Origin of the sequence: Geobacillus sp. LEMMY01, assembly GCF_002042905.1 — a bacterium.
Lineage (GTDB): Bacteria > Bacillota > Bacilli > Bacillales > Anoxybacillaceae > Geobacillus > Geobacillus proteiniphilus.
Map to the genome: position 1 here is coordinate 1 of NZ_MVKA01000012.1, position 12,258 is coordinate 12,258.

Sequence of the window (12,258 nt, forward strand, 5' to 3'; positions counted from 1 at the left end):
GGATGGAGCCCGGAACGGATGAGTTTCTCACAATCGACCTCCTGAGCCCAATGTTCCAAGTGAACGAGGGCTTGCCGGCCGTCAAACACATTGTAGAGGATGGCCTGAACGGCATCGCTGACTCGCGTTTGGCACTGCGGATCGACGGGCACGAGATGGTCAATCAATTGAGGCAGACCCAGTTTCTTGAATAGGGCACTTATTATATTCAAATAAGAATTGCGATAGACCGCTTCGACTTGAACATCCATGAGAGAAAAACTCCTTCACTTTCCTTGTGTGTCAAGGATTCATTCGACATCGGAACGAAAAAATCCTCCCGATTTTCGTCGGAAGGGTGCGAAATGTGAGATTTTAAATAATTATGGGCGTATAATAGATACCAAACACGCAACAAAGGGGAGGAAACGCGTGAATAAACCGGCCGTTTGTGAACAGTGCGGCCAGCCGTTGCGGCGGCTGAAACATTCACTGCTTTGCCAATGCGGGATGAAAATTGTCGTTCAAAAATAATCATATAGCTAAAAACGATTTCCTGTTTCTGTCGTATTCAACCGGCGAATGGCGCCGGTTTTTTTCTGTCCTCATTTGGGGTGGCGGCGAATATATAAAAGTAAAACCGCATTTTTCATAAGGGTTGGTGCCGCCGATGCACGACAAACAAGATTTGGGCGCCCGCTTGGCCGCTTTTTACCGAGGGATGGCGGAGTGGGTGGGGCAAAAGCAGAAGTATTTTCCTCTTCCATCCCATGAAGAGAGCCGGGATCAGCTGCTTGCTTACTTATATATGAGGGAGCATATGCCGTCGGATTTGCTTGAAGCGCTCGAAGAAAGCGGATGGCGGCTCGAGGGGCAAGAGGCTCATCTCATCGACGCGATCGAACAAGTTTTGGCATATTTGCGCATGCCGGTTGATGGCGGCTGGGCGCTTCGAAAGATGACAAGAAAGGAAGCGAAACAGTTGCTTCATAAACGGGCGGAGGCGGTGTTCGGAAGCCCAAGTTCTGTTCGGCCGACGCGCATCATGGTGACGATGGACGAGGCATGGGTGGATGAGCCGGGGCTGATCGAGCGGCTGCTTCTTTATGGCATGGACATTGCCCGCATCAACTGCGCCTACGGTTCGCCGGAAACGTGGGAGGCGCTCGTGGCCATCATTCGTCAAGCCGAGAAGCAGTTGGAGCAACAGTTGCAGGGGAGGCGATGCCGCATTTACATGGATCTGCCGGGGCCCAAAATCCGGGTCGCCCGCTTGGCGGTCAACGCGGGGCCGATCAAGCTCTCTGTGAAGAAAAATCGATATGGAGAGCCAATGGAGCCGTTAGCCGGCATCATTTCCTTCTCTTCTTCCTCGCCGCCGTCTCCGTTCCCCCGCGATGTTTCATTCTTGTGGCAGTTGACGGCTGAGGACGGAGCGACCGTCGAAGAAGGGGATGAACTGCTGTTTACCGATGTGCGCGGAAAAAAACGAAAACTGCGGGTCACTGAACAAATCGCGCCGTCTTGTTTTAAAGTTCTTCTTTCGCGGACGGCCTATGTGCAAAAAGGGATGAAACTGCGGCGCGGGTCGGCTTCTTTCACCCTTTCTTCTGTTTTGTTCATTCCAATGAAAGCGTTTGTCACCGTTGGTACACCGCTGTATATTTATTTCGATGACGCTGCGTTTGCGGAGGCGCAGAATGGCTGCGGTGTGAAAATGACGACGACGTTGGCGAAAGCGTGGCGCAACGTGCGGGCGGGAGACCGCCTTTATTTGAATGACGGCCAAATTGCAGCGCGGGTCGTCAAAGTGCACGAGCGGCATGTGGAGGCCAAAGTCGTTGCCGATGGCGGAAAGCGGAAAGCGATTAAGCAAGGAACGGGCATCCATCTTCCCGATTCGTTTCTCCATTTGACGGTTCCGCCGCTCACCGACCGCGACCTTGAATGGATTCCGTTCATCGCGAGATGGGCGGACATCGTCGGGCTGTCGTTTGTTCAGGCCCCTCATGACCTGCGAAAGCTTTATCATTTGCTTGCCGAACAAGGGGCTGGTTCTCTCCCGGTGATTGCGAAAATGGAAACGCGGACGGCGCTTCATAACTTCATTCGCATTTTGCTTGAGGGATTGAAGTTTCCGGCGTTTGGCGTGATGATTGCGCGCGGCGATTTGGCCCTGGAGATCGGATTTGAACATCTTGCGGCCGCACAGAACGACATTTTGGCGCTATGCCGGGCGGCCCACATCCCGGTCATTTGGGCGACGCAAGTGCTTGAACAAATGGCGAAAAAGGGAATTCCGTCGCGCGCGGAAATCTCGGACGTCTCGCTTGGAAGGCAGGCGCAGTGCATCATGTTGAACAAGGGAAGGCATATTGCGGAGGCGGTGCGCTTATTGGCGTTTTTGTTGGAAAAACAAGAGGGGCAGAGCGGATCGTCGGTGATGCCGAAAACGGACGGCGAACGGATGGATCCGTTCCACTTGTGGGAGGATGAAGGTTGAGCTTTGGGAAAAGCAGGGATTCCCACACGTCAGTCCTCTTACTGGAGCATTTACAAAGTCGCAAGCGGAGAAATCCCATGCAGGACGCAGCCTGTCTTTCGATATGGGATGAACCGATGGTTTATGATATCCCTCATCGATACAGCAGCTTGAATCGGATGCACAGGGCGCAAAGCGCCATCGAGGTGTTTGCCCATGAAAGTCTTGCAGAACAATGGTGAGTGCTGCACGCAGGTGTACGAGAAACCCTTTCGTACGCAAGAACCCTACGACTTTAGCCGTGGGAAGAGGCCAGCATCCTTAATAGGCTTTTCTTCAGCTGTGTCAAAAGGGGTTCCAGTTTTTTGGAGCCCCACATTTTTTTTGTTATATGTAAACCTTTATAAAAATTAAGTTGACAAATAACAGGATCATCAGGCAAAATGGAAACAAATATTGGGGAGGAGGGGAAACGTGCGCATCCGTTCCTTTATTTGGGCTGCACTGTTTGCGGCGTTGACGTCTGTTGGCGGGTGGATCAAAATTCCGGTGCCATATGTGCCGTTTACGCTGCAAATCGCCGCGGTTTACTTGGCCGGATGTCTGCTTGGACCAAAAATCGGAGCGCTTAGCCAACTTCTGTATGTCTTGATTGGGCTGGCGGGCGCGCCTGTGTTTGCGGAAGGAGGCGGGCTCGGTTATATTTGGAAGCCGACGTTTGGCTATTTGCTCGGTTTCATTGCTGGGGCGTACATCAGTGGCTGGCTCGTCCACCGCTTTCAATGGACAAGAGCGCGAGACATATTGATGGCGAATGTAGCGGCATTGTTGGTCGTGTATGTGTTTGGCTGCGCGTGGCTGTACATAGCGATGAAATGGATCGCGGAGACTCCGCTTTCCATCGGCCAAACGCTATGGTTCGGCTTTCTTCTTCCGGTGCCGGGAGATCTCGTGCTTTGCGTCGTTTGTTCTGTCATCGCGGCGCGCGTATGGCCGCGCATCCGGCCGATCATGATGGCTCGAGGGATGGGGGGATAAGAATGGGAAACGCAATTTTCATGACGGGAACAGGAACGGAAATCGGCAAAACGGTTGTGACTTCCATCGTGGCGTTGGCGCTGGAGCAGCTTGGGATGAGCGTAAGCGTGTTTAAACCGGTTCAGACTGGACTGGCCGAAGACGGGGTGTCGTTTGCCGAACAATATTGGTATGAACGAGTGGCGAAGCTTTCCGCATCAGAAGGCATGTACTATATGGAACCGGCGGTGTCGCCGCATTTAGCGGCGAAGTTGACCGGCACGTCCATCGAACCAGAGAGGGTGGCCGAACGGTTGGAATGGTTGAAGCAGCGCTATGATGTGGTGCTCGTCGAAGGAGCGGGAGGGTTGGCTGTTCCGTGGTGCGAGCGCGACGGACGATTCTATATGACGAGCGATTTTGTCCGCGACTATGAGGTGCCGGCGATTCTCGTGTCGCTCTCAAGCCTTGGTGCGATTCATCACGCGGTGACGACGGCGGCCTATGCGAATGCACAAGGCATTCGTCTGCTTGGCCTGATGTTCAATCAGTTTCAGGAGCAAGAGATCATCCACCAAAACAACGTGGAAACGATCGCTGCCTTGCTTCGGCTGCCGGTGCTGGCGGTCGTGCCACTCCTTCCCGCGGTGGCCAGGCGGGAACTTGAAGCCCTAGCTGAGCAGTGGATCGAACAAGGAAAGGCGAAACAACTGTTGGAGGTGCTTGGCGTTGGCGTATAGCTACGAGCAATTGGAACAGTGGGACAAGCAGTACGTATGGCATCCATTCACGCAAATGAAGCAGTATGCCAAAGAACGCCCCTTGATCATTGAACGCGGGCAAGGAAGTTATTTGTACGATGTTGACGGCAACCGGTACCTAGACGGTTATGCGTCGCTATGGGTCAATGTCCACGGGCATAACGATCCGGAGTTGAATGCGGCGCTTTCTGAACAGCTTGCCAAAATCGCTCATTCGACGCTGCTTGGTTCGGCGAATGTGCCGTCGATTTTGCTCGCCAAAACGCTCGTTGGCTATTGGCCGGGAATGTCCAAAGTGTTTTATTCCGATACCGGGGCGGCGGCGGTGGAAATCGCGCTAAAAATCGCCTATCAGTATTGGAAAAACATCGACCCGGTCAAATATGCGGGGAAAAACAAATTTGTTTCGCTGAAGGAAGCGTACCACGGCGATACGGTCGGGGCGGTGAGCGTCGGGGGGATGGAGACGTTTCATCGCATTTTTGCGCCGCTTTTGTTTGAGCGGATCGAAGTGCCGTCGCCGTACGTGTATCGCATGGAGGAATACGGAAGCGAGCAGGAGATCGTTCGCTATTGTTTGCGCGAGCTTGAGCGGGTGCTCGAGGAGCAGCATGACCAAATCGCCGCGGTTGTCATCGAGCCGCTTGTGCAAGGAGCGGCGGGGATCATCGTCCATCCGCGCGGGTTTTTAAAAGGAGTGGAAAGGCTTTGCCGCCGGTATGGGGTGCTCTTCATTTGCGACGAGGTCGCCGTCGGCTTTGGCCGCACCGGCACGATGTTCGCTTGTGAGCAGGAAGAGGTGAAGCCTGATCTTGTCTGCCTTGGAAAAGCGATCACCGGAGGATATTTGCCGCTCGCGGCCACACTGGTCACGGAAGAGATCTATGCGGCATTTCTCGGCGATGTGGACGAAGACAAAACGTTTTACCACGGTCATACGTATACAGGGAATCAGCTGACCTGCTCCGTCGCGCTGAAAAACATTGAACTCATCGAAAAACGCGGCCTTATTGACAGTGTTCAACGCAAGGCGCGCCGGCTGGCCGAATGGCTTGAGCGGTTGTATGAAATTCCAATTGTCGGCGACATCCGGCAAAAAGGATTGATGTGCGGCATTGAAATCGTGAAAGACCGAAGAACGAAAGAAGTGTTTCCGCGCGCGGCCATGGTGGAGCACCGGATCATCCTCGAAGCGCGCCGGAGGGGGCTTGTCATCCGTCCGCTCGGCCCGGTATTGACGTTCATTCCGGTTCTTTCCATGAGCGAAGACGAAATGGCCGAGGCGGTGCGCATTTTGTTCGATTCGATCGCCTGTTTGTACGAACAGGCGCGCGCGGAGCTTCTATAAGCAGGGGCGGCGGACAGCCGCCTGTTTTTGTTTTTGGCGCAGACTGGAAAGCGGGGCAAAAGATTTTCTTGAATGGAAAGACCTTGTAGGAAGAAGCCTTCCTTTGCATTCACGGATCGATGATTTGGGAGAAATCGCCGTTTTTCACCAGCCTTCTAGGTACTGACCTAAGCAGCGGGCGTTTTTCCTGCATACAGTGGGACTAAAGCAAGCGGAAGGGGGGAGCAAGATGAGCCATCTCCAAGTGGCGGATGAGCGCATTTGGCGGCCATGGGGCTGGTGGGTTTGGCGGCCGCGCCCATTTTTCTTCGGCGCTCCGTTTTTTGGCGCTCCGTTTTTCGGCGGCTTTTTAGGCGGCTTGCTCGGGAGCGCATTGGTTCCGCCGTTTTTCTATCCGTGGTGGTATGGCCCCATTTGGTGGTGAGAAACCGGCAAGGGTTGGGCGGACGGCCCACCCTCTTTTTTTATTCGCGCATATGAATAGAGTAAAGCATTCCATTTAAAAACGAAAGGAGAAGAAACGATGCCGTTTCCAGGATTGTTGTTTGGCGCCCCATTTGTCGGCGGCTTCTTGGGCGGACTGCTCGGCGGCGCGTTGGCTCCGCGCCCATTTTATCCGTACCCGCCGTACCCGCCGTATCCAGGTTGGTGGTATTAAAATTGACAGCGGAAAATAAGCATCCCGTTTGCGAAAGGGATGCTTATTCGCTGAGGCTAGATGGCGACGTTGGCGACGTTGGCGCCGTCAGAGGGCTGTGTTGCTCCGCCCCAGCGATGGGCATGATGCAACGGATGTCAGTCAATCGCCAAACGAAAACAGGCAGCGCTAAGAGGATGTCCGTCTGCCGTTCGGACATCCCCTCGCTTTGTCTTATTGCATTGCATTCCGTTGATAAGGGAGCTGGTTCGTATATCCTTGGAACTGCTGGTGCGTTTGCTGAAGCTTTTGCGGGTCAGCGGCTTCAAGCTTGTACCATCCTTTTTTGAACATCAAATTGTACAAGTCGCGCTGACAGTTTTGCGTTTCAGTGAAAATATTCATCATATCTTGATATAACGGTTGGTTGCTCGCTTCATGCAAAAAGACGCTGTACGACAACGTCATGTATTTTTCCGTCGCCAACATGTCATTGAGAAAATCGCGCTCGTTCATTTGCGGCGTTTTCGGCACTTGCATCTCCGGATTTTGCACTTGTTTCGTGTTCATGCGGCGCTCCTCCTTTCACATCACCGGCGGCTGCGGCGGGTTTTGCAAATGGCGCAAAATCATTTCGTAATGGCGCTGATGCATCTGTCCAGCGCGCTCGATCGCCTGCACCACTTCAGGGTCTCGGCATTGCGAGGCGAAAAAGTGCGCTTTTTTCGCCGCCAACAGGTTCCATGACATCATGTCGGAAAAATACATGGCGTCTTTTGTGGACACCATTTGCGGCGGCTCGGGCATCGCCGCCTGCGGGTTCATTTGTGGTTGCTGTTGCATCGCTGTTCGCTCCTTTCGACGGTTGTTCGCTTGTAGATTGTGCAGTGAAGGGAAAATTATACACGTATAGAACATAAAGAGCGGAGAAAAAACATATTCAATGAAGCGGAAACATGGTACAATAAGGGATGGTGAATGCGTTTCCACAACAAGGAGGCTTGCAACAGTGGAGCAGTTGATGCGCGATTTTTTCCTGTTCTTATCGAAAAATAAAACATTGACGAAATGGGCGAAACGATACGGCCTCCGCTTCGGCGCTTCACGGTTTGTCGCCGGCGAAACGATCGAGGAAGCGGTGCGCGTCATCCGCCAGCTGAACGAAAAAGGATTGGCGGTCACGGTCGACTATTTGGGTGAGTTTGTCGACAATGAGCAGGAAGCGAATGAGATGGCGCGCCATTGCTTGGAGGCGATTGAGGCGATCAGCCGGGAGAAGTTGAACTCGCAGCTGTCGCTGAAAATGACATCGATGGGGCTTGACATTTCCGATGACCTTGTCATGCGCAACATGCGCCGCATTTTGGATGCGGCAAAACAGCGCGGCGTGTTTGTGACGATCGATATGGAAGATTATTCGCGCTGCCAAAAGACGCTGGACATTTTTAAAACGTTGAAAAAAGAATACGACAACGTCGGCACGGTGCTGCAGGCGTATTTGTACCGGACGGAACAAGACATTGAAGACTTAAAGCCGTACCGCCCGAACTTGCGGCTCGTCAAAGGAGCGTACAAAGAGCCGCCCGAAGTGGCGTTTCCGGATAAAAAAGATGTCGATGAGAACTTTAAGAAGATCATTAAAATGCATTTGCTAAACGGCAACTATACGGCGGTGGCGACGCATGACGACGCCATCATCGAATATACGAAGCAGCTCGTCAAAGAATACAATATCCCCAACAGCCAGTTTGAATTCCAAATGCTGTACGGCATCCGACCGGAGCGCCAAGTGCAGCTGGCGCGCGAAGGATATACGATGCGCGTGTACGTTCCGTACGGCACGGACTGGTACGGCTACTTTATGCGCCGGCTCGCCGAGCGGCCGGCCAACGTGGCGTTTGTTCTAAAAGGCATCTTCCGCAAGTAGGGGCGCAAGACAGGCATCCAACGGCAACGGACGATCAAGCCTTTTTGAATTTCAGGTCAACGCCGTTCAGATCGTGCGCCTTCTCTTTGTTTTTTCTTAATTTGCAGACATGACATGCAGGGAGCTGACGCCATGGGCGTCAGTCCCCTTGCATGTTGTGCTTTTTGTACTGCTGGTTTTGGCTTGTCCGTTTGCCGCCGCCGTCGGCTTCGACCGTCGGGCCGGCATTTCCTTTGACGCTTGCGGCGCTGACGCCGCGTTCAGATGGATTTTTTTTCAACCGGGCCATCGGTGGCTCACCTCCTGATCGTTAGTATGAGCAACATTTCGGAGTGCGATGTCGGGAAAAATGTGCGGCAAATATGTTGCGAAAATTACCAACATACTATATATTTAGTTATAGAGAGCGGTTTCAACGATATTTTTTTCACCAAAAAATGAATGACCATTCATTCAATGGTGTGAGGGGGAACAAGAATGGCAAAACGCATTCGGCGCGCCGCGGTGCTCGGGTCCGGCGTCATGGGATCAGGCATTGCCGCCCATTTGGCGAACGTCGGCATTCCGACGCTGCTGTTGGATATTGTGCCGCGGGAATTGACGAAAGAGGAAGAAGCAAAAGGTTGGACGCTCGAGCATAAACAAGTGCGCAACCGCCTCGCCAATCAGGCGCTTGAAAGGCTGCTCAAGCAAAAGCCGGCGCCGCTCATGTCCAAAGACAACATCGCTTTGATTGAAACGGGCAACTTTGAGGACGACTTCCACCGGCTCGCGGAAGTCGATTGGATCATTGAAGCGGTTGTTGAAAAGCTGGAGGTGAAAAAAGAGGTTTTCGCTCGCGTCGACGAGGTGCGGGCGCCGGGGACGATCGTCAGCTCGAACACATCCGGCATCTCGATCGCCGCGATGGCAGAAGGGCGTTCCGATGATTTCAAAAAGCACTTTTTAGGAACGCATTTCTTCAACCCGCCGCGTTATTTGAAGCTGCTTGAGATCATCCCGACCGAGCATACGGATCCGGAAGTCGTCGCTTACATGAAGACATTCGGCGAAGACGTGCTGGGCAAAGGCGTCGTCATGGCGAAAGATACGCCGAATTTCATCGCCAACCGGATCGGCACATACGGGCTGCTCGTCACCGTCCGCGAGATGATGCAAGGCGGCTACAGCGTCGGCGAGGTCGATTCGGTGACGGGGCCGCTCATCGGCCGGCCGAAAAGCGCAACGTTCCGCACGCTTGATGTCGTCGGGCTCGATACATTCATCCACGTCGCCAACAACGTGTATGAAAACGTCGATGGGGAAGAAAAAGAAGCGTTCCGTGTGCCGGAGTTTATGAAGACGATGCTCGCAAACGGCTGGCTCGGCAGCAAATCTGGACAAGGCTTTTTCGTCAAACAAGGAAAAGACATCTTGGAGCTGAATTATGTCACGATGCAATACGAGCCCCGCAAAAAACTCGCTACTCCGGCAGTGGAAATGGCGAAACAAGCGAAAGGAACGGCCGCCAAGCTGCAAACGCTCGTGTATGCCGATGGCGACCGCGCGGGAACGCTCCTTTGGAACATCATCGCGCCGACTTTGTTGTATGCCGCCCGCCTTGTCGGGGAGATCGCCGACGACATCGTGGCGATCGATCAGGCGATGAAGTGGGGGTTCGGCTGGGAGCAAGGTCCGTTTGAACTGTGGGATGCGATCGGCCTCGAGAAGTCGGTGCGCAAAATGCAGGCGGAAGGGCGCGACATCCCGTCGTGGATCACGGACATGCTCGCCGACGGAGCCACATCGTTCTATAAAACGGAAAACGGCCGGCTGTTCTATTATGCGCCGGGCGGGTATAAAACAGTAGAAGAAAACGAAAAAGTCATCCACATCCGCCGGCTGAAAGAGGCGCGCGGGGTCATTAAGAAAAACGCAGGGGCAAGCCTCATTGACCTCGGCGACGACGTGGCGCTTCTTGAGTTCCATTCGCCGAACAACGCGATTGGCGCGGACATTGTCCAAATGATCAACGAGGCGCTTGAGGAAGTCAACCGCAATTACAAAGGGCTTGTCATCGGCAACCAAGGGAAAAACTTCTGCGTCGGCGCAAACTTAGCGATGATGCTCATGGAGGCGCAAGACGAAAACTTTTTTGAATTGGAACTTGCCGTTCGCCAGTTCCAGCAAGCGCTTCTTAAAATGAAATACAACCCGAAGCCGGTTGTCGTCGCGCCGTTTGCCATGACGTTAGGCGGCGGGGCGGAAGTGAGCTTGGCGGCTTCCCGCATCCAAGCGGCGGCCGAGACGTACATCGGGCTTGTTGAAGTCGGCGTCGGCCTCATTCCGGGAGGCGGCGGCAACAAGGAGCTGTACATCAAACAGTTAAACAGCCTGCCAAACGGTGTGGACGTCGACTACGTCAAAATCGCCGCCAAAGTGTTTGAGACGATCGCCATGGCGAAAGTGTCCACTTCAGCGGCGGAAGCGCGCGAACTCGGTTTCTTGAATCACCGCGACGGCATCACGATGAACGGCGACCATCTGCTGTATGAAGCGAAACAGGCGGTGCTCTCTATGTATGAGGAAGGGTACCGGCCGCCTGTAAGGAAAAAAGTGCCGGTTGCCGGCGAAAGCGGCTATGCCGCCATGCTGCTTGGCGCCCAATCGATGTTCCATTCCGGTTACATCAGCGAGCACGATTTGAAAATCGCGAAAAAATTGGCGTATGTTCTAGCCGGCGGCAAGGTGCCGTACGGGACGGCAGTCGACGAGCAATATTTGCTTGATCTTGAGCGCGAGGCGTTTTTAAGCTTGATCGGCGAGCCGAAGACGCAAGCGCGCATGCAGCATATGCTTGTCAAAGGAAAACCGCTCCGCAACTAAAGCGGAGGAGATCAAGGGGGGATTGGCGTGAGAGAAGCGGTCATTGTCGCGGGAGCGCGCACACCGGTCGGCAAAGCGAAAAAAGGGACGCTCGCCCATGTGCGGCCGGATGATTTAGGGGCGCTCGTCGTCAAAGAAACGTTAAAACGTGCAGGAAATTATGAGGGAAATATCGATGACCTCATTATTGGCTGCGCGATGCCCGAGGCGGAGCAAGGATTGAACATCGCCCGCAACATCGGCGCGCTCGCCGGGCTGCCGTATACCGTGCCGGCGATCACGATCAACCGGTATTGCTCGTCCGGCTTGCAGGCGATTGCCTATGCGGCGGAACGGGTGATGCTCGGCCATTCCGATACGGTCATCGCCGGCGGTGTTGAATCGATGAGCATGGTGCCAATGATGGGGCATGTCGTCCGCCCGAACGCTCGCTTGGCTGAGGAGGCGCCGGAATACTACATGTCGATGGGGCACACCGCCGAGCAAGTGGCGAAAAAATACGGCGTCAGCCGCGAGGACCAAGACGCGTTCGCTGTGCGCAGCCATCAGCGCGCCGCCAAGGCGATTGCTGAAGGAAAATTCAATGAAGAAATCGTGCCGGTGGAAGTCGTGGTGCGCAAAGTGGAAGGCAACAAACTCGTTGAAGAGAAAGTCGTCTTTGCACAAGATGAAGGCGTGCGCCCGGACACGAATATGGAAACGCTCGCGAAACTGCGCCCGGCGTTTGCGGTAAACGGCACCGTCACCGCCGGCAACGCGTCGCAAATGAGCGACGGGGCGGCGGCGGTCATGGTGATGGACCGCGAAAAAGCGGAGTCGCTCGGCTTGAAGCCGCTCGGCAAGTTCCGGTCGTTTGCGGTCGCCGGCGTGCCGCCGGAAGTGATGGGGATCGGCCCGGTTGCCGCGGTGCCGAAAGCATTGAAGCTGGCCGGCCTTGAGCTGTCCGACATCGGCTTGATCGAGCTGAACGAAGCGTTCGCCTCGCAAGCCATCCAAGTCATCCGCGAGCTTGGGCTGGATGAGGACATCGTCAACGTCAACGGCGGGGCGATTGCGCTGGGCCATCCGCTCGGCTGCACGGGCGCGAAGCTGACATTGTCTTTGCTTTACGAAATGCGGCGCCGCAACGTGCAGTTCGGCATCGTCACGATGTGCATCGGCGGCGGCATGGGAGCGGCTGGCGTGTTTGAGCTGCTGTAGTTTCGCGATTTTTCGGATGAGGAAAGCACTGCTGGGCGGCGT

The 12,258-nt window shown here is 54.4% G+C and carries 13 protein-coding genes; 9 read left to right on the plus strand and 4 right to left on the minus strand.

Translation table 11 applies throughout. From position 1 onward, the window contains the following. Positions 1–251, minus strand: a 251-nt coding sequence (locus B1A75_RS07460) for a DUF4277 domain-containing protein (protein ID WP_139761716.1), incomplete at its 3' end; no start/stop codon positions are given. Positions 252–649: 398 nt separating this feature from the next. On the opposite strand from B1A75_RS07460, the gene B1A75_RS07470 reads away from it, so the two are divergent. The 6 genes from B1A75_RS07470 (at position 650) to B1A75_RS20530 (ending at position 6,245) form a co-directional block, all read left to right on the plus strand. Next, on the plus strand, positions 650–2,482 hold the full coding sequence (locus B1A75_RS07470; protein ID WP_079936004.1) for a pyruvate kinase: 1,833 nt from the start codon (positions 650–652) through the stop codon (positions 2,480–2,482). Between the two features lie 453 nt (positions 2,483–2,935). Further along, entirely contained in the window at positions 2,936–3,499 is a 564-nt protein-coding gene (locus B1A75_RS07475) for a biotin transporter BioY (protein ID WP_079936005.1), read from the plus strand. A 2-nt stretch (positions 3,500–3,501) separates the two neighbouring features. Next, positions 3,502–4,218, plus strand: coding sequence for a dethiobiotin synthase (gene bioD, locus B1A75_RS07480; RefSeq protein WP_079936006.1), 717 nt, complete (start codon positions 3,502–3,504; stop codon positions 4,216–4,218). Continuing rightward, a complete protein-coding gene (gene bioA / locus B1A75_RS07485) occupies positions 4,208–5,587 on the plus strand; it encodes an adenosylmethionine--8-amino-7-oxononanoate transaminase (RefSeq protein WP_079936007.1) in 1,380 nt (459 codons plus the stop codon). The genes bioD and bioA overlap by 11 nt, the downstream gene beginning before the upstream one ends. Positions 5,588–5,816: 229 nt before the next feature. After that, positions 5,817–6,011, plus strand: a complete 195-nt coding sequence (locus tag B1A75_RS07490) for a hypothetical protein (protein WP_079936008.1) — start codon at positions 5,817–5,819, stop codon at positions 6,009–6,011. 99 nt (positions 6,012–6,110) lie between these two features. Next, the gene (locus B1A75_RS20530; protein WP_255358742.1) at positions 6,111–6,245 is read left to right on the plus strand and encodes a hypothetical protein; all 135 of its coding nucleotides are present in this window, start codon (positions 6,111–6,113) and stop codon (positions 6,243–6,245) included. Positions 6,246–6,458: 213 nt separating this feature from the next. Here the strand turns inward: B1A75_RS20530 and B1A75_RS07495 are convergent, their stop codons facing one another. Continuing rightward, on the minus strand, positions 6,459–6,794 hold the full coding sequence (locus B1A75_RS07495) for a spore coat protein (RefSeq protein WP_079936009.1): 336 nt from the start codon (positions 6,792–6,794) through the stop codon (positions 6,459–6,461). Positions 6,795–6,809: 15 nt separating this feature from the next. Next, positions 6,810–7,067, minus strand: a complete 258-nt coding sequence (locus B1A75_RS07500) for a hypothetical protein (protein WP_079936010.1) — start codon at positions 7,065–7,067, stop codon at positions 6,810–6,812. Positions 7,068–7,233: 166 nt separating this feature from the next. Here B1A75_RS07500 and B1A75_RS07505 point away from each other — a divergent pair, with 166 nt between their 5' ends. After that, positions 7,234–8,151, plus strand: a complete 918-nt coding sequence (locus tag B1A75_RS07505) for a proline dehydrogenase family protein (protein WP_079936011.1) — start codon at positions 7,234–7,236, stop codon at positions 8,149–8,151. Between the two features lie 139 nt (positions 8,152–8,290). On the opposite strand, the gene B1A75_RS07510 is transcribed toward B1A75_RS07505, so the two are convergent. Further along, complete coding sequence (locus tag B1A75_RS07510) at positions 8,291–8,440, minus strand: YuzL family protein (protein WP_011232479.1); 150 nt, start codon at positions 8,438–8,440, stop codon at positions 8,291–8,293. A 188-nt stretch (positions 8,441–8,628) separates the two neighbouring features. Between B1A75_RS07510 and B1A75_RS07515 the strand changes: the two genes are divergently transcribed. Together B1A75_RS07515 and B1A75_RS07520 are read left to right on the plus strand one after the other, a co-directional pair. Then, positions 8,629–11,016 (plus strand): 3-hydroxyacyl-CoA dehydrogenase/enoyl-CoA hydratase family protein, encoded by a 2,388-nt coding sequence (locus tag B1A75_RS07515; RefSeq protein WP_079936012.1) that lies wholly within the window; start codon positions 8,629–8,631, stop codon positions 11,014–11,016. Between the two features lie 27 nt (positions 11,017–11,043). Beyond that, positions 11,044–12,216 carry an acetyl-CoA C-acetyltransferase gene (locus B1A75_RS07520; protein ID WP_079936013.1) on the plus strand — a complete coding sequence of 391 codons (1,173 nt, stop codon included), beginning with the start codon at positions 11,044–11,046 and terminating at the stop codon, positions 12,214–12,216. Positions 12,217–12,258: the final 42 nt, after the last annotated feature.

What these genes read in the sequence shown, in the direction of transcription:
- B1A75_RS07470 (WP_079936004.1), top strand. Translation starts at nt 650, where the DNA reads ATGCACGACAAACAAGATTTGGGCGCCCGCTTGGCCGCTTTTTACCGA.
- bioD (WP_079936006.1), top strand. Translation starts at nt 3,502, where the DNA reads ATGGGAAACGCAATTTTCATGACGGGAACAGGAACGGAAATCGGCAAA.
- B1A75_RS07490 (WP_079936008.1), top strand. Translation starts at nt 5,817, where the DNA reads ATGAGCCATCTCCAAGTGGCGGATGAGCGCATTTGGCGGCCATGGGGC.
- B1A75_RS20530 (WP_255358742.1), top strand. Translation starts at nt 6,111, where the DNA reads ATGCCGTTTCCAGGATTGTTGTTTGGCGCCCCATTTGTCGGCGGCTTC.
- B1A75_RS07495 (WP_079936009.1), bottom strand. Translation starts at nt 6,794, where the DNA reads ATGAACACGAAACAAGTGCAAAATCCGGAGATGCAAGTGCCGAAAACG.
- B1A75_RS07500 (WP_079936010.1), bottom strand. Translation starts at nt 7,067, where the DNA reads ATGCAACAGCAACCACAAATGAACCCGCAGGCGGCGATGCCCGAGCCG.
- B1A75_RS07510 (WP_011232479.1), bottom strand. Translation starts at nt 8,440, where the DNA reads ATGGCCCGGTTGAAAAAAAATCCATCTGAACGCGGCGTCAGCGCCGCA.
- B1A75_RS07515 (WP_079936012.1), top strand. Translation starts at nt 8,629, where the DNA reads ATGGCAAAACGCATTCGGCGCGCCGCGGTGCTCGGGTCCGGCGTCATG.